Raw genomic sequence first — 22573 nt, 5'->3', positions numbered from 1 at the left:
CCGGACGCAGGCGCCGGCCGCGAATTTCAGCGGCGGCCGGCGCCTGCGTCCGGCGCTGCCCCGCGGGCTACGAGGACAACGGCAGCTATTGCCGCCTGCGCAACATGCGGCGCTGACGCGCCCGCCTCACTCGCTATCCTGACTTGTGCTGCCCTCGCTTGGCTGCCGCTACTTCGCCGCCGTCACCAGCGGGCAGCCGCCCTCGGCGAGGGGCCGGAACGCCTCGTCGCCCGGCACGGTGGCGACGAGCTTGTAGAGGTCCCATTCCCCCGTCGATTCCTTCGGGGTCTTCACCTGCATCAGGTACATGTCGTGGACCATGCGGCCGTCCTCGCGGATCTTGCCGTTCGTCGCGAACATGTCGTTGACCGGCATCTCGCGCATCTTGGCGACCACGGTCTTCGCGTCGTCGGTGCCGGCCGCCCGCACGGCCTTGAGATAGTGCAGCACCGAGGAATAGACGCCGGCCTGGTGCATCGTCGGCATCAGCCCGGCCTTCTCCTTGAAGCGCGTGGCGAAGGCGCGGGTCTCCGGCGTGCGGTCCCAGTAGAAGGCGGTGGTCAGGAGCAGGTTCTGCGCCACCTCGATGCCGAGGCTGTGCACGTCGTCGATGTTGATGAGGAGCGCCAGCAGGGTCTGGCCGCCCTGGACGATGCCGAACTCGTGCGCCTGCTTGATCGCGTTGACGGTGTCGCCGCCGGCATTGGCGAAGGCGATGAGCTTGGCACCCGAGCCTTGCGCCTGGAGCAGGAAGGACGAGAAATCGGCGGTGGCGAAGGGCGCGCGGACCGTGGACAGCACCTTGCCGCCGGAGCGCTTCACCTCCGCGATGGCGTCGCGCTCCAGCGCATGGCCGAAGGCGTAGTCGGCGGTGACGAAGGCCCAGGTGTCGAGCCCCTTCTTCACCGCGGCGCTGCCCGAGACGTGCGAGAGCGCGTAGGTGTCGTAGGTCCAGTGGAGGCCGGTGGGCGAGCATTGCGCGCCGGTGAGGTCCGAGGTGCCGCCGCCCGAGACGATCAGCACCTTGCCCTTCTCCTTGGCGATCTGCTGCACCGCCAGCGCCACCGAGGAGGTCGGCACGTCGAGGATCACGTCGACGCCGTCCCGGTCGTACCATTGCCGGGCGATGTTGGAGCCGACATCCGGCTTGTTCTGATGGTCGGCGAAGACGACCTCGATCGGCTTGCCGTCGAGGGTGCCGCCGAAATCCCTCACCGCCATCTCGGCGGCGATGACCGAGCCGCGGCCGGTGGAATCGGCGTAGACGCTCGACATGTCGTTGAGGACCGCGAGCTTGACCTTGCCGTCGGAGAGGCGCGGCTCGGCGGAGAGGACCGGCGCGGCGAGGGCGCAGAGGGCCGCGGCGGTGAGCAACGTGGCGCGGAGGGGGTTGAGCATGGCGTTCTCCCGGGCGCGTCCGCTTCTGGTCGAGCGGATCGTGGCGCCGTGAGCCCATCAAAAGGGGTGGGGCGGAGGGATACAAGCCCCGGCAGCCAGCCCAGCTTCTCCTTCCATCCCACGCGACCTCAGGATGAGGGTGAGGGTTGGAAGAACGGATCTGCCCGCAACCCTGGATCGCCCCTCACCGCAACGCGATCGCCAGCAACGATCCGGCGATCGCCCACAAGGCCAGGGTCGACCACACCATCCGCTTGGTCTCGATCCGGATGCGGCGCTCGACGCGGGACACCTCGCGCAGCCCCTCCTCGTCGAGGCGCACCAGAACCCGCTTCACCCGCTGCGCGAGGTCGGGCACGTCGGCCACCACGTCGGCCAGCGTCAGCACCGCGCGGCGGGCCTGGTCGGCCCGGCCGATCGGCCCGAGGTTGCGGGCGAGCCAGGACCGCACCACCGGCTCGGCGGTGGTCCACATGTCGAGGCGCGGATCGAGGGAGCGGGCGACGCCCTCGACCACCACCATGGTCTTCTGGAGCATCACCAGTTCGGTGCGGGTGCTCATGTCGAAGAGCGCGGTGACGTCGAAGAGCAGCGTCAGCACCTTGGCCATCGAGATCTCGTCGGCCCGGCGCTGGTGGATCGGCTCGCCGATCGCCCGGATGGCCTGCGCGAAATCGTCTACGGAATGGTGCGATGGGACGTAGCCGGCCTCGAAATGCACCTCCGCCACCCGGCGGTAGTCGCGCAGGATGAAGCCGAGCAGGATCTCCGCCAGGAAGCGGCGCTCCTTCAGGCCGAGCCGGCCCATGATGCCGAAATCGACCGCGACAAGCCGCCCGGCCGGATCGACGAACAGGTTCCCGGGATGCATGTCGGCGTGGAAGAAGCCGTCCCGGATCGCGTGGCGCAGGAAGGACTGGATCACGGTCCGGCCCAATGCCGCCGCGTCGTGGCCGGCCACCACGATCGCGTCGCGGTCGTTGAGGCGGATGCCGTCGATCCACTCGCTCGCCAGCACGTCCCGGCCGGTCAGCTCCCAGACCGGCTGCGGCACCCGGAACTCGGGATCGTCCTTGATGTTCTCGGCGAGTTCCGAGAGGGCGGCGGCTTCGAGCCGCAGGTCCATCTCCATCGCGACCGAGCGAGCGAGCGTCTCCACCACCTCGCGCGGGCGCAGGCGCTCGGCCTCGGGACGCAGGGCCTCGACCACCCGGGCCATGAAGCGCATCGCCTGGATGTCGCGGGCGAAGCGCTCGCGCACCCCCGGCCGCATGATCTTGACCGCGACGACCCGCTCGGTGCCGTCCGGCTCGACGAGGTGCGCCTTGTGGACCTGGGCGATCGAGGCGGCGGCGATCGGTTCGCTGAAGGAGGTGAACAGCTCGCCGAGCGGCCGGCCGAGGGTGGCCTCGAGCGTCGCGACCGCGACCGCCTGGGGGAAGGGCGGCACCCGGTCCTGCAGCCGCTCCAGGTCGCGGGCGGCCGCCATGCCGACGATGTCGGGCCTCGTCGCCAGGAACTGGCCGAACTTGACGTAGGACGGCCCGAGCCGCGTCAGTGCGGCGGGCAGGCGGCCGGGGCCGAGGCCCGGACGCTCGAGCTTGCGGCCGAGCCGCAGGACGAGGCGCAGGTGGGGCGGCAGGGCGGCGGCGTCGATGAAGGACAGGCCGCCCTCGCGGGCCATCACCCAGCCGACATGGATGCCCCGCGCGAGGTGGGCGACGAGGCTCAGCACGGACGGCGGCTCACGCGAGCTTCCAGCCGGAATGGATGGCGCAGATGCCGCCCGAGAGCGGCCGGTGGGTGACGTGGCCGAAGCCCGCCTCCTCGATCATCCGCGCGAAGCTGCCGGCGGTGGGGAAGCGGCGGATCGACTCGACGAGGTACTGGTAGGATTCCTTGTCGCCGGCGACCAGCGAGCCGAGGCGCGGGATGACCTTGAACGAGTAGGCCTCGTAGATCTTGTCGAGCCCCGGCACGTCGACATGCGAGAATTCGAGGCACAGGAAGCGCCCACCGACCTTGAGCACCCGGTGGGCCTCGGCCAGAGCCAGCTCGATGCGCGGCACGTTCCGGATGCCGAAGGCGATGGTGTAGGCGTCGAAGGTCTCACGCGGCAGCGGCAGCGACTCGGCGTTGCCGGCGACGAAATCGATGCGCGAGCCGTAAGCATGGCCGGCGCGCTCGCGGCCGACGCCGAGCATCGCCTCGTTGATGTCGAGCACCGTGACCTTGGTGTCGGGCCCGCCGGCCTCGAGCGTCCGGAAGGCGATGTCGCCGGTGCCGCCGGCGACGTCGAGCAGCCGGAACGGCCGGGTGCGCGAGGGCCGCAGGGTCGACACGAAGGCGCTCTTCCACGCCCGGTGCAGCCCCCCCGACATCAGGTCGTTCATCAGGTCGTAGCGCTTGGCCACCGAGCGGAAGACCTCGTTGACGCGGTCCTGCTTCTCCGCGAGCCGGACGCGCTCGAAGCCGAAATCGGTGCTGGTCTCGTCGCCGGCCATGCGTTCAGGTCCCCTGTCGTGGCGGCCTGCATAGCGAAGGTGAGGGGATTGCGCCATCTTGGGCAGCGCGTTCGAGGGGTGCGCTTCGTCGCGCCCACAGCCCGGACCAGCGACGGCTCAGGCCTCCGACCCGGCGGCGAGGCGGTACAGGCCATCCTCGTCCTTCGTCACCAGGACCGGCGTCTGGCCGGTCTTGTCCGTCTTCGACAGCCCGCGATCCTGTTCGAGGATCGCCTTGATCCGCTCGGCGTCGCGGCCCCCCGGATCCTGCGCCGCGGTGACGAGGCCGTCGAGCGAAATGCCGAGCTTGTCCAGCCCGAGATACTGCTCGATGAGATGGAACAGCAGGTCGGGCGTCTTCTGCTTCAGCAGAACCGAGACCGTATCGGAATCGAGCTTCATCCGCGCGGCGATTCCGGCGATCATGGCCCCGTCGTCCGGCTTCGCGGTCAGCTTGATCATGGTGTCCTTGATCGCGGCGCCGAAATCCTCGAACGTCTTGTATTTCGACCGATCGACGCCGAGCACCTGGCCCAGCTGTTCGACGCGCTGCATCAGCAGCTTCTCGCCGGTCACGTGGTTCACGCTGAACAGGGCGGCAGTCGTCGCGGCCCGGGCCTTCGCGTCGGCGCCCTGGCCGATGGCCAGGGGATCCTTCGCCGGGTCCTGCGGCGTGAGCTTCGGGGATGTCACCTGCGGAACGGTGGGATCGTCGCGGAGCGCGGTTTGTTGCAGCATCTGCAGGGCCGCCATCCCGGTGGAAGGGACAATTTTCATCGCACGGCTCCGCCGCCTGCGGCAGCCGGTCGTGATCGGGACCGAAACCCTACCGCCATCGACGAGCAACATACGGAGATTGACCTAAGGGCATGTAAACGACGGCGACTGGTCGTCTCGCCGCGCATTGGCGAATCCGGCGCGGCGCCCCCATCTCCCGGCCTTGAGCGCCTCGCCCGTCTTCCAGGAAGCCATGCCCGAACTGCCCGAAGTCGAGACCGTGCGCCGCGGCCTGGAGCCCGCCCTGGTCGGCGCCCGATTCAGCGAGGTCGTGCTGAACCGGCCGAACCTGCGCTTTCCCTTTCCGCCCCGCTTCGTCGAGCGGGTGAAGGGGCAGGAGGTCACGGCCCTGTCGCGGCGCGCCAAGTACCTGGTGGCCGAGCTGTCCTCCGGCGAGGCGCTGATCATGCATCTCGGCATGAGCGGGCGGTTCGACGTGCACCTGCCCGATGGCCGCACCGTCTCGCCCGGCGACTTCTACCTCGAAGGCGCGCAGGGGCAGGCCAAGCACGACCATGTCCGGTTCGGGCTCTCGAACGGCGCCCGGGTGGTCTACAACGACGCCCGCCGCTTCGGCTTCATGGACCTGGTGCCCTCGGCCGAGCTGTCGACCTGCCGTCACTTCGCCGGGATGGGCATCGAGCCCCTCGGCAACGCGCTCTCGGGCGAGACGATCGCGCAGCTCTTCGCCGGCAAGCGCACGCCGCTCAAGGCCGCGCTCCTCGACCAGCGGCTGATCGCGGGCCTCGGCAACATCTATGTCTGCGAGGCCCTGCACCGGGCGAAGCTCCATCCGGAAGCCTCCGCCGGGACGCTGGCGGATGCCGCCGGCCGCCCGACCGCGAAAGCCAAGCGCCTGGCCACGGTGATCCGCGACGTCCTCACCGAGGCGGTGGCGGCGGGCGGCTCGACCTTGCGCGACTACGTCCACACCGACGGCAGCCAGGGCGCCTTCCAGCACGCCTTCCGGGTCTACGACCGGGAGGGGCTGGGCTGCACCGCGAAGGGGTGCCGCGGGGTGGTGCGGCGGCTGGTGCAATCGGGGCGGTCGACGTTCTTCTGCGAGACGTGCCAGCCGCGGTGACGGCGAGAGAGATGTGACGCGCGATGTCCGGTCCGGCCCCCCTCATCGATTGCGGCCTGCTGACCGTCGCGGACGGCGACCGGATCTACTGGGAAACGTCCGGCCATCCGGATGGCCGGCCGGCGCTCTACCTGCACGGCGGACCCGGCAGCGGACTCAAGACGGGTGGCTACCGCCGCCACTTCGACGGCGCGCGATACCGCGTCGTCGGCATCGACCAGCGGGGCTGCGGCCGCAGCAGGCCGCTCGCCACGCAGGACCTCGCCCGCCTGTCCCGCAACACGACCCAGACCCTCATCGCCGACATCGAGGCGGTGAGGAGACATCTCGGCATCGAAAGCTGGCTGGTGTCGGGCGCTTCCTGGGGCACCACCCTGGCCCTGGCTTACGCGCAACGGCATCCGGACCGGGTGAGGGCGCTCGTCCTCGCCGCCGTCACGACCACCAGCCGGGACGAGATCACCTGGATCACCGAGACCGTCGGCCGCGTGTTTCCGGAAGCGTGGCAAGCCTTCGTGGAGGCATCCGGCCGGCGCGGGGACGAGCGCATCGTGGACGCTTATGCGCGTCGCCTCGTAGGGAGCGATGCATCGGATCGCGGGCGAGCGGCCCGCGACTGGAACGCCTGGGAAGCCATGCATGTCTCGCTCGATCCGTCCTCGCCGCAGGGCCCACTGCCGAACGATCCGGAACGGAACGCGGTGTTCGCGACCCTGGTGACACATTACTGGGCGAATGACGGCTTCCTGCGCGGCCCGGACGCGATCCTGGCCGGCATGGATCATCTGCGTGCCATTCCGGGCGTGCTGATCCACGGGCGCCGCGACATCAGCGGGCCGGCGGTCACGGCGTGGCAGCTTCACCGGCTCTGGCCGGCGAGCCGACTCTGCATCGTGGAAGCGGAGGGCCATGGCGGGCCCGAAATCGCGGCGCGGATGCGGGAGGCAACGGACAGCTTTGCAGATCTCGACGACCAGAAGCGCTGAGACCTGTCACCGGCTGATCGCCCGCTTGCTGCACCGACGCACACCGTCTCCTCTCGCCACCTCAGCACAGACGCGCGCAATCCCGGCCGCCATCGAAAATGTCGATCGTATCGTATGTTATCGCACGCTCGCCCCAGTTGTATTTGATGCGCGTTGCAGCGCACAAAACCAAGAACAGCGATGCTAAAATAGAACAAAATCAACGATAATTATGAGGCGAATTGTATCCTGGGGAGGGGAAGGGGCTGAAGCGCATCGATTGGCGAAAGACCAGGAGAAGCGAAATGGCGACGACACAGCAATCCGAACAAGCCAAGAAGACCGAGCCGATGAAGGGCGCTCCGGACGGGGCACCGAACGGGATCGACAACGCCACCGTACAGGTGTCCAAGATGGCCGATATCGCCAAAGAGAACATCGACAAGGCCGGCTCGCTGCAAGGACGAGCCGCCGACAGCGCGCAGCAGATCATGCAGATGAGCGTCGAGACGGTCTCGCGCACGGCGCGCGAGTTCAACGAGCAACTGGCGCGGACGATGGGCGTCGGGAGCGAGGACGGGGCGCGCTACGCCGAGCAGGCCCGTCAGAACGCCGAGGCCATCAGCCGCTGCGGCACGGTGATGAACCACGCCATGCAGGATGCCTGGCGCAGCTCCGTCGAGCTCGGCCAGAAGCGCTGGCAGCGCAACCTGGAAGGCCTGAAGCGCCTCGCCGGAGCGCGCACGATGCAGGAATTCTCGATGCTCCAGAGCGAGATGATGCGCGAGACCGTGCAGAGCCTGGTCGAGGATGCCCGCACCGTCACCGAGAAGTCCCTGCGCTCCTTCGAGGAGGTGGGGAAGATCTGCGCCGGCGTGAAGCCGCTGCCGGCCTCCCGCTGAGGCGAGGGGCCCGCATCCCCGGACCGGGGGATGCGGGCCCGGCTTCGCTCAGACCGTCCGGCCGCCGTCGATCGGCATCTCGACGCCGGTGATGAACTCGGCCTCGTCGGAAGCCAGGAACAGCGCGACGTTGGCGATGTCGGACGCCCGGGACATCCGGCCGAGCGGGATCGTGGCGACGAACTTCGCGCGGTTCTCCGGGGTGTCCGGCACGCCCATGAAGGCTTCGAGCAGGCCGGTCTCGCCCATCACCGGGCAGAGCGCGTTGACGCGGATCTTCCACGGCGCCAGCTCGACGGCGAGCGATTTCGACATCAGGTTCACCGCCCCCTTGGAGGCGTTGTACCAGGTCAGGCCCGGCCGCGGCCGGATGCCGGCGGTGGAGCCGACGTTCAGGATCACGCCGCCGCCATTGTCGCGCATCGCCGGGGCCAGCGCCCGGACGAAGTGGAAGATCGACTTCACGTTGACCCGGAAGACCCGGTCGAAGGCCTCCTCGTCCACCTCCATCAGCGGCTGGTTGCGGTGGGTGGTGCCCGCATTGTTGACGAGGATGTGCGGCGTGCCGAAGGCCTCGGTGGTGCGCCGCACCGCCGCCTCGACATCCTGCGCGCTGCCGACATCCGCCGCGATGGCGATCGCGGCCGCACCGATCTCACGCGCGACGCGCTCGGCGGCGTCGCCGCGCAGGTCGAGCACCGCGACCTTGGCGCCCTCTTCGGCGTAACGCTTGGCGATGCCTTCGCCGAAGCCGCCGCCGGCGCCGGTGACGATCGCGACCTTGCCGTTCAGCCTCATGGGATCACTCCTTATAACGTCAGGCGGCCGAGATCTCGCCGCGCTCGATCTGGATGGTGGTGTCGACGAGCGCCCGCAGCAGGTCCGGGCTGCTCTCGGTGATCAGGATCGCGACGTCGGGAAGCGCGGCCCGCAAGCGGGCGAGGGCCTCGGCGTAGCGGAGCGCCAGAGCCGGGGCGAGGCCCTGGAACGGCTCGTCGAGGAGGACCGCGCGGGTGCCGACCATCAGCGCCCGGCCGAGCGCGACCATCTTGCCCTGGCCGCCCGACAGGCCCGCCGCCTTGCGGGGGGCGAAGTCCTTCAGCTCCGGCAGCAGGGCGTAGACGGAATCGAGCCGCCGCGACACCTCCGCCTTCGGCAGGCTCAGGACCTGGGCCGGCAGCAGCAGGTTGTCCTGCACCGTGAAGCTGCCGAACAGCTTGCGCTCCTCCGGGGCGTAGCCGATGCCGAGGCGGGCGCGGTGGTGGGCCGGAACGGTGCCGGCCTCCTGCCCGTCGAGCACGATCCGGCCGGCCTGCAAGGGCAGCAGCCCCATCAGGGCGCGCAAGGTCGTGGTCTTGCCGGCGCCGTTGCGGCCGATCAGGGCCACGCGCCCGCCCGGCGGCACCTGGAGCGAGACGCCGCGCAGGACCGGCGCCCCCGCGATCGCGACCGCCGCCCCCTCAAGCCGCAGCATGGGCGCCTCCCGTGGGGGCGATGCCGATCACCGTGCGCTGCACCTCCGGATCGTTGAGGATCTGGCCGGGCGGCCCGAGCGCCGCGATCCGCCCCTGGCCCCACACCGCCACCCGGTCGGCGAAGCGCCCGACCACCTCCATGTCGTGCTCCACGAACACCGCCGTCACCCGGGCCTCGCGCAGGACCCGCACCAGGGTCTCGACGATCGCCATCTTCTCGGCCGCCGCGACACCGCTCGTCGGCTCGTCCATCAGGAGGAGGCGGGGGCGCAGGGCCACCGCCATGGCGATGTCGACGAGCTTGCGGGCGCCCTCGTTGAGCGCGTCGGCCCGCACCTCGGCGATGCGGGTCAGGCCGAAGCGCGAGATCAGCTCCGACGCCTCGTCGCGGAAGCGCGGGCGCAGCAGCGGGTTGAGCACCGACCACACGCCCTCGCGGGCCGCGACCGCCAAGGCCACGTTCTGCAGCACGGTGTGCTCGGTGAAGAGCTGCGGCAGCTGGAAGCTGCGTGCGACGCCGAGCCCGACGATGCGCCGCGGCGACAGGCCGAGAATCGGCCGGCCCTCGAAGGCGATCGTCCCCCCTTGCGGCTTGAGGTAGCCGGTCGTCATGTTGATGAAGGTGGTCTTGCCGGCGCCGTTCGGGCCGATGATCGCCAGGAACTCGCCGGCCTCCACGTCGAGGTCGATCCCGTCCGCCGCCTTGAGGCCCCCGAAGGCGAGGCGCAGGCCCTTGGCCGAGAGAAGCGCGGTCATGCGGCCCTCCTGCTTCTCGCGATCATCCCCCAGATGCCGCCCGGCGCGAACACGATGACGCCGAGGAGCACGAGGCCGAGCACCAGTTGCCAGGCATTGGCGAAGGTGGCGGCGGCGTAGACCCGGGTCAGCTCGTAGGCCGCAGCCCCGAGGAACGGCCCGATCACGCTGCCGGCCCCGCCGAGGATCGCGATGAAGACGAGCTCGCCGGAGGTGGTCCAGTAGCTCAAGGCCGGCGTGACGTGGCGGGTGGTGAGCGCGATGATCGCGCCGGCAAACCCCGCCATCACGGCGGAGGCGACGTAGGCGGCGAGCAGCACGCGCTTGGGCGACACGCCCATGAAGTCGAGCCGCGTCTCGCGGGTCTTGATGCCGGCGAGCGCTTCGCCGAGCGGGGAAGCCAGGGCCACCCGCACCAGGGCGCCGCAGGCGAGCGCCAGGACGAGGGCCATGCCCAGCACCGTCCACTCTCCCGCCTCGCCGGCGAGCGGCTGGCCGAGGACGGTGACCGGCGGGAGCCGGATGCCGTCGGCGCCGTGGGTCAGCGCGTAGAACTTCTCCAGCACCGAGTAGAACACCATGCTGAGCGCCAGATTCAGCATGCCGAAGAAGATCTCGCGGTAGCGCACCACGAAGAGCCCGATCAGCAGGCCGAGCATCCCGGCGAGCAGGGCCGCGAAGGGCAGGAGCAGCAGGGCCTCCGGCACCAGGGCGGCCCCGAACGCCACCGTGTAGGCGGCGAGCGCGAGGTAGAGCGCGTGGCCGAAGCTGACCTGGCCGGCCCGCAGCAGGAGCAGGATGCCGAGCACGGCGAGCCCCTTGGCGAGCGCGATGGTGAGGACGAAGCGCAGCCACGGCACCGTGTAGGCGAGCACGACGACCAAGCCGGCACCGGCGAAGGCGAGGAGCGTTTCCGAGCGGCGGGTCACGGCGCCAGCCCTCCTTGTGTGAGAGCGCAGGTCATATCCGCCGGGTCTCCGCCACGCCGAACAGGCCTTGGGGCCGGAACAGCAGCACCGCCACCATGATGGCGTAGGGCACCACCACCTCGAATTCCGGCGCGACATAGACCGCGAAGGAGCGGCCGAGGCCGATGAGGAGGGCCGCCACCGCCGCCCCCTCGATCTGGCCGAGGCCGGCCGTCGCCACCACCGCGAAGGAGAGCACGATGGTCGAGGCGCCGACCCCCGGCACCAGCGACACGGTAGGGGCGGCGAGCGCCCCGCCGAGGGCCGCGAGCGCGGCGCCGACCGTGAAGGTGAGCAGCGTCACCTTGGCGGCGTCGATGCCCATGGCCCGCGCCGCCTCGCGGTCGACCGTGACCGCGACGACCATCCGGCCGGTGAGCGTGTAGCGCAGCACGGTGGCCAGTATCGCCAGGGTGGCGAGCGCCACCCCCGGCAGCACGTAGAGCTGGTAGGCGGTGAACGGGATGACGTCCTGGCCGAACGGCACGTCGACGGTGCCGAGCCATTTCAGCGGCGCATCGAACACCACCGGCTGCACGCCCCAGACCAGCTTCTGCAGGTCCTCCAGGATCATGAACAGCGCGAAGGTGACGAGGAGCTGCAGCACCGGCTCGCGGTCCTGCATCCGGCGCAGCAGCAGCCGCTCGATCACCGGCCCGAGTACCACGCCGACGAGGACCGAGGCCGCGAGCAGGATCGGCAGGCCGAGCCAGGGCGGCGCGCCGAGCGAGGCGGCGAACAGCCCGAGCGAGGCCGCGGCATAGCCGCCGATGGCGTAGAGGCTGCCATGGGCGACGTTGAGCACCCGCAGCACGCCGAACACCAGGTTCAGCCCCACCGCCACCATGAAGACGGCGGCGGCGTAGGACAGCCCGTCGAGCAGGGCGAGCCCGACGAGGATCCCGTTCTCCGACAACCAGGACATGATGCTACTTGAAGGCCTGGGCCTGCGGGAGCTTGGCCACCATGTCGGGGGTCAGCGTCTTGAGCCAGTCGGCGCTCTTCTGGCCGACCGGCGTCGTGACGGACTCGGCCGGGAAGACGATCATGTCGGTGAGCACCGGGAAGGGATACTTCTCGGAGTGCATCGTGGTGCCGATCAGCTGGTTCTCGAGGCCCTGGCCGTCCTCGCGGATCCGCACGCTGGCGGTGGGCGAGGGGAATTCGAGGCCCTTGAACGCGGCGGCGAGTTCCGCATCGGTCGGCCAGCCGCCGCCCTTCGCCGCCACCGCCTTCTCGATGCCGACCTTCATCGCCGAGACGGCCTGGGCCATGTGGAAGCAGGGATAGATCGGCCAGGCATTGTACTTGGCGCGGTAGCTGTCGTTGAAGCGCTTCAGCCGCTCGGGATCGGCCGGGGAGGGGTGCAGGAACCAGTGGTCGCCGCGAGCTCCCACGATGTGGCCGGCCGGCAGCGCCTTGCCGACCCGCTGGAGCGAGGATTCGGCGAGCGGCATCACGAAGGTCGAGCGCTCGAACAGCTTGCGGTCCGAGGCCTGGCGGATCAGCGCGTCGAGGTCGCCGCCCCAGGAGGTCGAGAGCACCACGTCGGGCCGCAGGGCCAGCACGCGGGTGATCTCGGTCGAGAAGTCGGTGGCGCCGAAGCGCGGAAACAGCTCGGCCGAGACCTTCACCCCGGGCTTCAGGGTGTTCATCGCCGTGCGGAAGATGTCCCAGGAGTCGCGGCCCCAGGCGTAATCCTGGTTGATCACCGCGATCGACTTGAAGTCCGGCTTGACCTTCAAGAGATAGAGGAGCGCCGCCAGGATCTCCGGCGTGGCGTTGGCCTGGGTGCGGAAGGCGTAATTGTAGCGGTTGTCCTCGAAGATGCGCTGGGTGCCGCAATCCCACAGCAGCGTCGGGCGCTTCAGCTCGTCGGCCAAAGGCGCGCAGGCGATGCAGTCGGCGGACGAGATCGCCGCGAAGATCAGGTGCACGCCTTCCGACTGCACCAGGCGGCGATACTCGCCGACCACGTGGTCGACGCCCGGCCCCTCGTCGACGAAGATCGGCCGCACCTTGACCCCGGCGACGCCGCCGGCCGCGTTGATCTCGTCGAACAGCATCTCGGCGGTCTGGCGGCCCGGTACCCCGAACACGCTCGCCGGGCCCGACAGGTAGGTGGCGATGCCGACCTTGATCTCCGCCGGCTTCGCCCCTTGCGCCCAGGCGGCACCGCCCGGCAGCATCAGGCTGGCGCCTGCCGCCCCCGCGCCGATCAGCGCCTCGCGCCGCGTGACGTTACCGGCACGACCCGTCCCTGCCATCCGCTTCCTCCCTGACTTGCACCGCTGACGGGCCCCTCTGGAAAGTGGCGTCGGGAGCCTCGCCGCGGGCGGGATCATGGGGGTGCGGTGGCCTCCTGTCCAATAGCTTGTTCGGGCTCGTGCCAGAGGTTGGGGATATGGGAGGCGGGCGCGGGAGACCGCGCGAATGAACGAAGCACGCCCGGCGTCGTTAGGGCCTGGATACCCCCATCCTGTACGGAGGATTCCATGAGCCACGCGCACAAGCCCCTGGGCGAGCAGGTGATCGTCATCACCGGCGGCTCCAGCGGCATCGGGCTCGCCACCGCCCGCATGGCGGCGGAAGCCGGCGCCCGGGTCGTGCTCGCCTCGCGCAACGCCGAGGCGCTGGCGGCGATCCAGGAGGAGATCGAGGCGGCGGGCGGCGAGGCGACCCACGTCGTCGCCGATGTCGGCCGGCGCGAGGACGTGCAGGCCATCGCCGACAAGGCGGCGCAGCGCTTCGGCGGCTTCGACACCTGGGTCAACGATGCCGGCATCTCGATCTACGGCCGCCTGGAGGAGGTGAGCGACGAGGACCACGACCGCCTGTTCCAGACCAATTTCTGGGGCGTGGTCTACGGCTCGCTGGTGGCGACACCCGTCCTGCGCCGGCGCGGCGGCGCGCTCATCAATCTCGGCAGCATCGCCTCCGACCTCGCGATCCCGCTCCAGGGCATGTACTCGGCGAGCAAGCACGCGATCCGCGGCTTCACCGACGCGCTCCGGGCCGAGCTGGAGCAGGACCGGGCCCCCGTCTCGGTGACGCTGATCAAGCCGGCGGCGATCGACACCCCGTTCCCGCAGCACGCCCGCAACTACCTCGACCGCGAGCCGAAGCTGCCGCCGCCGGTCTACCACCCGGACGAGGTGGCCCACGCCATCCTGCACGCCGCGGTCTACCCGCAGCGCGAGATCATCGTCGGCGGCGGCGGCCGGGCGATGACCGGCCTCAAGAAGCTCGCACCCGGCACGTTCGACCGCCTCGGCGCGGTGATGGCGTCCCAGCAGCTCCGCTCGGAGCCGCCGCGGGACCCGAACGGCGCCCTCCACCAGCCGACCCGGGACGGCCACGTCCGCGGCGACCATCCCGGGATGGTGCGCCACACCAGCACCTACACGCGGGCGAAGCTCCACCCGCTCACCACCGGCGCGGTGATGGCCGGCGTCGGCCTCGCGGCGGCGGCGCTGATGAAGCGGCGGGCCTGACGCCCTCCCACGACACGCCTTCCCGGGACACGCTTTCCCGGAACACGCTTTCCCGGAATACGCTTTCCCATGACGGCATGGCGTGGGAGAAGCCCCGCCATGCCGATCGTCCTCCTCTACGCCGCCGCCGCGCTCGCCGAGATCGCCGGGTGCTTCTCGGTCTGGGCCTGGTGGCGGCTCGGTGCCTCGCCGCTGTGGCTTCTGCCGGGGGGTCTGGCCCTCGGCGCCTTCGCGTTCCTGCTGGCGCTGATCGAGTCCGACGCCGCCGGCCGCGCCTTCGCGGCCTATGGCGGCGTCTACATCGCGGCCTCGCTGCTCTGGCTGTGGGCCGCCGAGGGCCAGCGGCCCGACCGCTTCGATGGCGCGGGCGCTCTCCTGTGCCTGGCTGGCGCGGCGGTGATCGTGCTGGCGCCGCGGGGGTGATCAGAACCCCCGCCAGTCGCCGTCCGCCTCGAAGGCGGCGGCGGCCTGGTAGATCGCGCTCTCGTTCCAGTCCCGCGCCGTCAGCATCAGGCCGACCGGCAGCCCGTCGACGAGGCCGCAGGGGAGCGACAGCGAGGGGTTGCCCGTCACGTCCATCGGCGAGGTCGAGGCGACCATCTCGAAGGCCCGGGCGATGACCTCCTCCAGCGGCGCCCCCGCCTCCGGCAGCTTCGTCGCGGTGCAGGGCAGGGTCGGGCAGAGCAGCAGGTCGTAGCGGCCGAACGCGTCCGCGAAGTCCGTCCGCACCTGCCGGGCGAGGTTCTGCGCCTTGGCGTAGTAGCGGCCGCGATAGTGGGTCAGGCCCCACTGGCCGATCAGCATCGAGATCTTGAGGGTCGCCGAGAGGTCGTCCGCCCGGCCGCGCCAGCCCGCATGGGCGTCGAACAGGCCGACGTCGTAGGCGCCCTTCCAGTTGAAGCCCATGCCGTTGCCGACCATCATCTGCTGGGTCAGGCCCTCGAGGGCGATCGGCTGCCAGACCGCCGCGGCGAGCCGGTAGGCCGGCAGCGAGACCTCCTCGACCGTCGCGCCGAGCCGCTCGAACCGCGCCGCCCCGGCCCGGACCTTGTCGGCCACCGCCTCCTGCATCCCGGGAACGGCGAAGCCCTCCGTCAGGAGCCCGATCCTGAGGCCCTTCGCGCCCTTGCCCAGCGCCTCCGTGTAGGGGGCGACCTGCGGGGCATACTGGCGCGGATCGAGGCCGTCGGGCCCGGCCAGGACCTCCAGCAGCAGGGCGTTGTCGGCGACGCGCGCGGTCATCGGGCCGGTATGGTCGATCGTGGTCTCGATCGGCATCACCCCCGTGTAGGGCACGAGGCCGTGGGTCGGCTTCAGGCCGACGATGCCGCAATAGGCGGCCGGGATGCGGATCGACCCGCCCTGGTCGCCGCCGATCGCCAGGTCGACCTCGCCGGCGGCGACGAGCGCGCCGCTGCCCGAGGACGAGCCGCCGGCCGAGTAGCCCCGCCGGTGCGGGTTGTGGACCGGCCCGGGATCCGAGGTGTGGCTGCCGCCAGACAAGCAGAAATGCTCGCAGGTCGCCTTGCCGACGATCGTCGCGCCCGCGTCCAGCATCCGGGTCACGATGGTGGCATCCGCCGCCGGCACGAAGCCTTCGAGGGTCGAGGCGCCGTTCATCATCGGCACGCCGGCGAGCGCGACGTTGTCCTTGAGCACCACGCGCTTGCCGGCGAGCTTGCCGTGCTCGGCCCCCTTCACCTCGCTCTTCCAGTACCAGGCGCCGAGGGGGTTCTCCTCCGGTCCGGGCCGGTGGCCGGGAGTGCGGGGGTACTTCACTGCCGGGATGTAGTCCGGCAGGGCGTCGATCACGTCGTAGGCGTCGAACGAGGCGTCCATCAGGGCGCGGTAGGCTGCGGCCTCCTCCGGCGACAGCGACATGTGGAGGCCGGCGGCGAGCTCGCGGATCTGGGTCGCGCTCGGGCGGGTGATGGCCATGGGCGTGTTCCTCGTGCGGTGGGCGGGGGAGGCGTCGTTCGTCGCGCGCTCCCAGCCCGGTCGAGGCAGGATGGACCGGGAGACGCGGCGGCGCCATGCCACCCGGCGCATCCCGGGGTCCCGTCGCCGGCCGCCGTTCCGCATCCGGACATTCTTCTCCGATATCGCGCCAGAGAAGGATTTAAATCTATAATATAATAGTATTATGGATTAATTTTCTTATATTCGCGCCATTCTTGCCCCGTGGCAGGAGGATGCCCTAAGCGGACGCGATCCTTCCCCACAGACGGCCGGCCATGACCATCACGCGACGCAGCATCCTCGGGGCAGCCCCGATCCTGGCGGCCGGAGCCGTGCTGCGCGGTGGACCCGCCCTGGCGCGGGGCCGCGCCGCGCCACTTCGGGTCGGCGTGATCCCGATCCTCGCCGCCGCGCCGATCTACGTCGCCGAGAAGGAAGGCTGGCTGAAGGAGGCGGGTCTGTCCCTCGCAGTCACGACCTTCGAGTCGGGCCCGAACATGATCCAGGCGCTCGCCTCGAACACCCTCGACGTCTACGTCGCCGGCGTCGCGCCGCTCGGCGTCGCACGCTCCAAGGGCATCGACGTGAAGGTGGTGGCGGCGACCGCGATCGAGGAGAACGTCTTCCTCGCCGGTCCCAAGCTCGCCCGCTTCGCCGAGAAGGGCGTCGCCCCGGCCGAGGTGTTCAAGCGCTACCGCGAGGCCGCCGGCACCCCGGCGCGGCTCGCGACCCAGCCCCTCGGCTCGGTGCCCAACACCACCCTGCAATACTGGCTGTGGGAGGTGGCGAAGGTCGACCCCAAGGACGTGACCATCGTCTCGATGGGGATCGACGCGACCCAGCAGGCGGTGCTCGCCGGCGCGGTCGAGGGCGGGACCTTGCGGGAGCCGGCGGTCTCGATCGTCACCGGCCGCAACCCGGCGATCCGCCTGATGGCGCTCGGCGGCGAGATGTTCCCCAACCAGCCCGGCACCGTCGTCGCCGTCACGCGCGCTCTCCTCGACAAGGAGCCTGAGGCCGTGCAGGCGATCGTGACCGGCATCGTGCGGGCGGTCGACCTGATCGGCCGCGAGCCGGACCGCGTCGTCCCGACCATCGAGGGGGCGCTCGGCAAGGGCCTCGTCGACACCGCCACCATCCGCCGGGCCCTGGCCTCGCCGGCGACGCGCTTCACCGCCGATCCGCGCCCGATCGTCGAGCCGACGGCGGCGATGCAGCGCTTCCAGGTCAAGATCGGGGCGCTCGACCGCGAGGTGCCCCTCGACGGGCTGTTCGAGCCGCGCTTCTACGAGCGCGCAGTCGCGGGCAAGTAAAGAACCGTCGATGCGATCCCGCCCCGCGGCGGCCTTGCTCCCGCTCCTGGGGCTCGCCGCCTTCTTCGCCTTGTGGGAGGCCGTGCCCCGGCTCGGCCTCGTCAATCCGGCCTTCCTGCCGCCGCCCTCGGTGCTGCCGGAGGCCTTCCTGCGCGAGCTGCGCTCCGGCCAGTGGCTGGCGGCGGTGACGGGCAGCCTCGGGCATTACCTCGCGGGGCTCGGCCTCGGAATCGGGCTCGGAATCGCCGCCGGCACGCTGACGGGGATGTCGCGCACCGCCGAAGGCCTGACCGCCTGGGTGGTGCGGGTGTTGCGCCCGGTGCCGGGCCTCGCCTGGGTGCCCTTCGCCATCATCTGGTTCGGGGTCAGCCCGGAGGCGGCCCTGTTCATCGTCGCCATCGGGGTGTTCTGGATCGTCTATTTCGCGAGCCACGGGGCGATCCGCGGCGTCGACCGCGACCTGATCGAGCTCGCCGCCGCCTTCGGCTTCCGCTCCGCCCCCGAGCGCCTGGTCACGGTGGTGTGGCCGGCCGCGATGCCGGGGATCCTCGTCGGCGTGCGCACCGCCATCGGGCAGGCCTGGATGGCGGTGGTCGCGGCCGAGATCTTCGGGGTCGCGGGGTTGGGCCAGCGGATGATGCAGGCCTCGACGCTCCTCGCGACCGACATCGTGGTCGTCTACATGCTCACCATGGCGCTGCTCTACGGCGTGTTCGACGCCGGCTTCACCGCCCTCCAACGCTGGATCCTCCGATGGCGGGCCTGATCGCGATCCAGGGCCTCGCCCTCACCTTCACCCGCGACGGCGCCCGCACCACGGTGCTCTCCGGCCTCGACCTCGACATCGAGCCCGGCGAGTTCCTGGCGATCGTCGGCGCTTCGGGCGTCGGCAAGTCGACGTTGCTGCGCGTCATCGCCGACCTGGTGCGCCCGAGCGCCGGGACCGTCTCGGTCAGCGAGCCGGAGCCCGGTCGCCGGGCGGTCGCCCTGGTCTTTCAGGATTCGCGCCTGCTGCCCTGGCGCCGCGTCCTCGACAACGTCGCCTTCGGGCTCGAGAAGCTGCGCCTGCCCCGGGCCGAGCGGCGCCGGCGGGCGCAAGCCGCCCTCGATCGGGTGGGTCTCGGCGCCCTGGCCGGGCGTTGGCCGTTCCAGCTCTCCGGCGGCCAGCGCCAGAGAGTGTCGCTCGCGCGCGCCCTCGCGGTCGAGCCGCACGTGCTGCTCATGGACGAGCCGTTCTCGGCCCTCGATGCGCTGACCCGCGAGAGCCTGCAGGACGAGCTCGCCCGCCTCTGCCGGGCCTCCGGCCAGACGGTGCTGTTCGTCACCCACGACATCGAGGAGGCGGTCTACCTCGCCGACCGGATCGTGGTGCTGGCCGGCAGCCCGGGCCGGATCGTCGCCGCCCATGGACTTGCCGGTGCGCAGCCGCGGGACCGGGCGGCGCCGGAGCTGAAGGCGATGGCGCAGGTGATCCGGGAGGAGCTGGCGGCCGCGGGGCGGTGAGGGCTCCTCACCGCCGCAACCGGTTCCCCAGCACGAACCCGAACAGCCCCATCAGCACGATGCCGGTCGCGCCCTGCACCCCGACGAGCAGGTTGGTCACCCGGCCGACCGGCTTGATGCCGATCTCCGGCGGGTTGGCCGTCATCATGTTGAGGGCGCTGTAGCTCAGGAGATCGATGGCGTTGTAGGTCGCCTGGGCGCTGCCTTCCGGGATCAGCCCGCCGGTGAGGCCGAACAAACCTGCGAACACCACGATGATCAGCGCGAAGGCGCGGACGATCCGCGACAGGCTCTCGCCGTAATCGCACAGCCACTCGACGACGTGGTCGGCGAGCCAGCGGTAGCCGTGGCGCATCAGCCCGTTGCGGTCCTGGGCCCGCCACGCCGCCCGAGCCTGCGCCTCGGCATGGAGGCGGCCCATCCGCCGCCGCCGGCGATAGGCCCAGCCGGCCTCGTCGTGGCTGCCGATGCTCTGGAAGTTCTGCTCCAGGGCGAGATAGCTCGCCTTCGCCGCCTCGTACTCGCCGGCGACCTCCTCGCCCACCGCCTCGCCGATCTGCGCGGCCCGGAAGCGGGTGCCGTTGAGCCAGGCGCCAGCGAAACGGGCCCGGTGCAGGGCGCAGGAGGAGAGATCGAGCCGCACCAGCGTCGCGGCGGAAAGATCGGCACCCGAGAGGTCGGCCCCGTCGAGCTTGGCGCCGGTGAGCGTGGCGCTGCGCAGGCGCGAGCCCGTGAGCCGCGCCTTGGTCAGGCTCGCGCCCTCGAAATCGGCGTGGGTCAGGTTGGTGTCGGCGAGGTTGACCTCGTCGAGGCGCGCGCCGCGGAACGTCGTGTAGTCGGCATCCGCCCCGGTGAAGTCGGCGCCCCACAGGTCGGCGCCCGAAAAGTCCGCGCCGTCGAGCAGGCTGCGCGGCAGGCGGGCGAAGCGCAAGGATGCGTCCCGGAAGCTCGCATCCTCCAGCATCGCCTCGGTGAAATCGGCTTGTCCACCGGCCACGCCGACGAAGCGGGCACCGCTGAGATCGGCCTTGCCGAAATCCGCTTCCTCGATCAGCGCACCGGAAAAATCGGCCGAGCGGGCCAGCGCCCCCGAGAGCCGGGCGCGCTTCAAGGTGGCGCCGGTGAGGTCGGCCTGCTCCAGGTCGCTGGCGGACATGTCTGCCCCGCCGAGGTTCAGTCCCTGGCGGTCCGCGTCCCACCACGCTGCGTCGCCGGCGACCGGCGCGAGGCGCTCCCGGCTCAGATCCGCCTCGCGCAGGTCGAGGGGCGGGCCGTCCCGATGCAGGGCCGCGCCGTCCTGCGCCGCGATCTCGGCGAGGAGCGCGCCGACCCGCGGGTCGAGCGGGGTCTGGGGGCGGGTGTTCACCGGTCAGGCGCGCCGGTCGCGCGTGACGGGCCTGTCCATGCCGTGGCGCACGCGTGATCCTTCGAGAGGGGCCGATGCTGCCGGTATCAGCCACGGACCCGCCGGGAATGCAACGGCGGGAGCCCGGACCCGCCCGCGACGAAGCGGCCACGGTCGAGTGGATCCGGAACGTGCGGCCTCCTCGCGCGGCCCGTCCCCTTATCGGAGATCGAGGGCCCGAATCACCTCCGCCACTCGGCCCTGCGCCTCCTCGCCCAGCGGCAGGATCGGCCGCGGCGGCGCGGCGCGGCAGAGATCGAGGAGGTTGGCGCAGGCATACATGACCCGCAGGCTCGAATGCTCCCGGAACAGCGTCCAGAGAGGGGCGAGCCGGGCATCGAGCCGCCGCGCCTCGGCGGCATCGCCGCGCTGCACAGCCCGGACGATGTCGACGGCGACCTGCGGGAACAGCCCGGCCACGACGCTGTACCAGGCATCCGCGCCGGCGATCAGCGCCTCGGTCGTGGTCCAGTCACCGCTATAGCCGAGGGAGAAGCCCGGCGGCACGACCGTCCGCAATCCGGCCAGGTGACCCGCCACCGCCTGCGGCTCCTGCCCCGGGCTCTTCACCGCGACGATGCCGGGCAGCCGGCTCAGGCGGCCGATCAGCTCCGGACCGAACCGGAAATGCGTGGTCGAGGGATTGTCGTAGAGGCAGAGCGGCAGCCCGCTCTCCCGCGCCACCGTCGCGACATGCGCGAACACCTCGTCGTCGGTGAGCGGCGTGTAGGAGACGGCCGCGAGCAGCCCGGCCGCGGCACCGGCCGCCCGCGCATCCTGCGCCAGCCGCACGGCCTCGTCGGTCCGCAGCGCACCGACACCGACCAGCACCGGCGCCCAGTCCCCGACCTCGTCGAGCGCCGCCTCGAGGGCCCGGCGGCGCTCGTCCCGCGTGAGATAGGGGTAGGATCCCGTGCTGCCGAGGAGGCCGATCGAGTCGACGCCGGCCTCGCGCAGGCGAGCGACGAGCCGGCGCAGGGCCGGGAGATCGACCCGGCCCTCGGGATCGGCGGGCGTGATCGGAAAGGCGGAGAGGCCGGTCAGGCGCATGGGAATCGTCCTTGTCCGAATTGGCGTCAGACGGCGGGCCGTCGCGCGAGAGCGAGGCCGAGCCCCAGGACGATCATCGCAGCGCCCGAGGCCTCCCGCAGGCGGCGGATCAAGCCGGGGCGTGCGGCGGCACCGCTGCGGATGCGGCTCGCCGCAATGGCGACCGCGAGGTCGGCGAGCGTGTTCAGCGCGACCGACACCGCACCCAGAACCACGAACTGGACGGCGACGTGGCCAGCGGACGGATCGACGAAGTGCGGCACGAAAGCCAAGAAGAACGCCGCCGTCTTGGGATTCAGGGCCTCGACCAGCACACCCTCGCGAAAGGCGCGCCCCGGCCCGCTCGAATGCGCCACACCGCCCGGCACCGAGGAGGGCTCGCTCCGGCGGGCGGTGCGCAGGGTGCGATAGCCGATCCAGACCAGATAGGCCGCGCCCGCGAGCTTCAGCGCCGTGAACAGCTCGGCGCTGGCAAGCACGAGGGCCGACACGCCGACGGCGCCCGCCACGACGTGGACCATGCCGCCGAGTCCCGTACCGAGGCTCGACGCCACGCCCTCGGCGCGCCCTCCAGCGAGGGTCCGTGCAGCAACGTAGAAGAGGCCCGGACCGGGCGTGACGGCGAGCACGAGGGTGGCCGCAACGTAGAGGGACACGGAGGTCAGGTCGGGCATGGACGTCTCGGACGGGGTTGGGGCGCCGGCCAGCCGGCACCGAATACATCGGGCAAGCAGGGCAGATAGAGGCGATCCGGCCCGGGCCCTACGGCCAGTTCCAGGCATTCGTGCCGGTCCAGTTGGCGTTTGGGCGCCGGTCTCGGCTCTCAGGCAGGGGAGGCAGGGTGTGCGAGGCCCCGAACGCCAACAACCCCGCGAGGCTCGAAGCCTTGCGGGGTTGCTTGATGTATGTGGTTGCGGGGACAGGATTTGAACCTGTGACCTTCAGGTTATGAGCCTGACGAGCTACCGGGCTGCTCCACCCCGCGCCAGGGTGTGATCCGAGTGTCGTGACGAGGGAATG

Annotated in this window: 22 protein-coding genes and 1 tRNA gene; 8 read left to right on the top strand and 15 right to left on the bottom strand. The window is 71.0% G+C overall.

Annotated elements, in window-relative coordinates:
• Positions 1-168: 168 nt before the first annotated feature.
• The 4 genes from VQ03_RS10355 to VQ03_RS10340 all read right to left on the bottom strand — a co-directional run bounded on the left by VQ03_RS10355 (position 169) and on the right by VQ03_RS10340 (position 4679).
• The gene (locus VQ03_RS10355; RefSeq protein ID WP_048450798.1) at positions 169-1398 is read right to left on the bottom strand and encodes an ABC transporter substrate-binding protein; all 1230 of its coding nucleotides are present in this window, start codon (positions 1396-1398) and stop codon (positions 169-171) included.
• A 184-nt stretch (positions 1399-1582) separates the two neighbouring features.
• Positions 1583-3133 (bottom strand): 2-polyprenylphenol 6-hydroxylase, encoded by a 1551-nt coding sequence (ubiB, locus tag VQ03_RS10350; protein WP_048450797.1) that lies wholly within the window; start codon positions 3131-3133, stop codon positions 1583-1585.
• Positions 3134-3143: 10 nt separating this feature from the next.
• The gene (gene ubiE / locus VQ03_RS10345; protein WP_048450796.1) at positions 3144-3902 is read right to left on the bottom strand and encodes a bifunctional demethylmenaquinone methyltransferase/2-methoxy-6-polyprenyl-1,4-benzoquinol methylase UbiE; all 759 of its coding nucleotides are present in this window, start codon (positions 3900-3902) and stop codon (positions 3144-3146) included.
• 117 nt (positions 3903-4019) lie between these two features.
• Positions 4020-4679 (bottom strand): hypothetical protein, encoded by a 660-nt coding sequence (locus VQ03_RS10340; protein ID WP_157064058.1) that lies wholly within the window; start codon positions 4677-4679, stop codon positions 4020-4022.
• Between the two features lie 193 nt (positions 4680-4872).
• Between VQ03_RS10340 and mutM the strand changes: the two genes are divergently transcribed.
• The 3 genes from mutM (at position 4873) to VQ03_RS10325 (ending at position 7630) form a co-directional block, all read left to right on the top strand.
• Positions 4873-5763, top strand: coding sequence for a bifunctional DNA-formamidopyrimidine glycosylase/DNA-(apurinic or apyrimidinic site) lyase (gene mutM / locus VQ03_RS10335; RefSeq protein WP_048450795.1), 891 nt, complete (start codon positions 4873-4875; stop codon positions 5761-5763).
• 23 nt (positions 5764-5786) lie between these two features.
• Complete coding sequence (gene pip, locus VQ03_RS10330; protein WP_048450794.1) at positions 5787-6749, top strand: prolyl aminopeptidase; 963 nt, start codon at positions 5787-5789, stop codon at positions 6747-6749.
• A gap of 284 nt (positions 6750-7033) precedes the next feature.
• Positions 7034-7630 (top strand): phasin family protein, encoded by a 597-nt coding sequence (locus tag VQ03_RS10325; RefSeq protein WP_048450793.1) that lies wholly within the window; start codon positions 7034-7036, stop codon positions 7628-7630.
• 48 nt (positions 7631-7678) lie between these two features.
• Here VQ03_RS10325 and VQ03_RS10320 read toward each other — a convergent pair whose 3' ends face one another.
• The 6 genes from VQ03_RS10320 to VQ03_RS10295 are packed head-to-tail and all read right to left on the bottom strand — an operon-like array spanning position 7679 to position 13096.
• Positions 7679-8428, bottom strand: coding sequence for an SDR family oxidoreductase (locus VQ03_RS10320; protein ID WP_048450792.1), 750 nt, complete (start codon positions 8426-8428; stop codon positions 7679-7681).
• 19 nt (positions 8429-8447) lie between these two features.
• A complete protein-coding gene (locus tag VQ03_RS10315) occupies positions 8448-9104 on the bottom strand; it encodes an ABC transporter ATP-binding protein (protein WP_048450791.1) in 657 nt (218 codons plus the stop codon).
• Complete coding sequence (locus VQ03_RS10310) at positions 9091-9861, bottom strand: ABC transporter ATP-binding protein (protein ID WP_048450790.1); 771 nt, start codon at positions 9859-9861, stop codon at positions 9091-9093. Before VQ03_RS10310 ends, VQ03_RS10315 begins: the two co-directional genes overlap by 14 nt.
• Positions 9858-10790, bottom strand: coding sequence for a branched-chain amino acid ABC transporter permease (locus tag VQ03_RS10305; RefSeq protein WP_048450789.1), 933 nt, complete (start codon positions 10788-10790; stop codon positions 9858-9860). Before VQ03_RS10305 ends, VQ03_RS10310 begins: the two co-directional genes overlap by 4 nt.
• 31 nt (positions 10791-10821) lie before the next feature.
• A complete protein-coding gene (locus VQ03_RS10300; protein WP_048450788.1) occupies positions 10822-11754 on the bottom strand; it encodes a branched-chain amino acid ABC transporter permease in 933 nt (310 codons plus the stop codon).
• A 4-nt stretch (positions 11755-11758) separates the two neighbouring features.
• The gene (locus tag VQ03_RS10295) at positions 11759-13096 is read right to left on the bottom strand and encodes an ABC transporter substrate-binding protein (RefSeq protein WP_053078492.1); all 1338 of its coding nucleotides are present in this window, start codon (positions 13094-13096) and stop codon (positions 11759-11761) included.
• 228 nt (positions 13097-13324) lie between these two features.
• Between VQ03_RS10295 and VQ03_RS10290 the strand changes: the two genes are divergently transcribed.
• Positions 13325-14323: an SDR family oxidoreductase gene (locus VQ03_RS10290; protein ID WP_048450787.1), complete on the top strand. Its 999-nt coding sequence runs from the start codon at positions 13325-13327 to the stop codon at positions 14321-14323.
• Between the two features lie 99 nt (positions 14324-14422).
• On the top strand, positions 14423-14746 hold the full coding sequence (locus tag VQ03_RS10285; RefSeq protein WP_048450786.1) for a YnfA family protein: 324 nt from the start codon (positions 14423-14425) through the stop codon (positions 14744-14746).
• Here the strand turns inward: VQ03_RS10285 and VQ03_RS10280 are convergent, their stop codons facing one another.
• Positions 14747-16261 (bottom strand): amidase, encoded by a 1515-nt coding sequence (locus tag VQ03_RS10280; protein WP_048450785.1) that lies wholly within the window; start codon positions 16259-16261, stop codon positions 14747-14749.
• Positions 16262-16557: 296 nt separating this feature from the next.
• Between VQ03_RS10280 and VQ03_RS10275 the strand changes: the two genes are divergently transcribed.
• Genes VQ03_RS10275 through VQ03_RS10265 form a run of 3 tightly spaced genes read left to right on the top strand, consistent with a single transcriptional unit; the run spans position 16558 to position 19098 of the window.
• Complete coding sequence (locus tag VQ03_RS10275; RefSeq protein ID WP_048450784.1) at positions 16558-17595, top strand: ABC transporter substrate-binding protein; 1038 nt, start codon at positions 16558-16560, stop codon at positions 17593-17595.
• A gap of 10 nt (positions 17596-17605) precedes the next feature.
• Positions 17606-18361, top strand: a complete 756-nt coding sequence (locus VQ03_RS10270) for an ABC transporter permease (protein ID WP_048450783.1) — start codon at positions 17606-17608, stop codon at positions 18359-18361.
• Entirely contained in the window at positions 18349-19098 is a 750-nt protein-coding gene (locus tag VQ03_RS10265) for an ABC transporter ATP-binding protein (protein ID WP_048450782.1), read from the top strand. The genes VQ03_RS10270 and VQ03_RS10265 overlap by 13 nt, the downstream gene beginning before the upstream one ends.
• Before the next feature lie 7 nt (positions 19099-19105).
• Here VQ03_RS10265 and VQ03_RS10260 read toward each other — a convergent pair whose 3' ends face one another.
• The 4 genes from VQ03_RS10260 to VQ03_RS10245 all read right to left on the bottom strand — a co-directional run bounded on the left by VQ03_RS10260 (position 19106) and on the right by VQ03_RS10245 (position 22538).
• Positions 19106-20464, bottom strand: coding sequence for a pentapeptide repeat-containing protein (locus tag VQ03_RS10260; protein WP_048450781.1), 1359 nt, complete (start codon positions 20462-20464; stop codon positions 19106-19108).
• A gap of 198 nt (positions 20465-20662) precedes the next feature.
• Entirely contained in the window at positions 20663-21553 is an 891-nt protein-coding gene (locus VQ03_RS10255; protein ID WP_048450780.1) for a dihydrodipicolinate synthase family protein, read from the bottom strand.
• Between the two features lie 26 nt (positions 21554-21579).
• Positions 21580-22227 (bottom strand): LysE family translocator, encoded by a 648-nt coding sequence (locus VQ03_RS10250; protein WP_048450779.1) that lies wholly within the window; start codon positions 22225-22227, stop codon positions 21580-21582.
• A 234-nt stretch (positions 22228-22461) separates the two neighbouring features.
• Positions 22462-22538 (bottom strand) — tRNA-Met (locus VQ03_RS10245).
• Positions 22539-22573: the final 35 nt, after the last annotated feature.

It is taken from the genome of Methylobacterium tarhaniae (genome assembly GCF_001043955.1).
Taxonomy (GTDB): domain Bacteria; phylum Pseudomonadota; class Alphaproteobacteria; order Rhizobiales; family Beijerinckiaceae; genus Methylobacterium; species Methylobacterium tarhaniae.
This window is presented reverse-complemented; position numbering and strand designations above follow the sequence as displayed.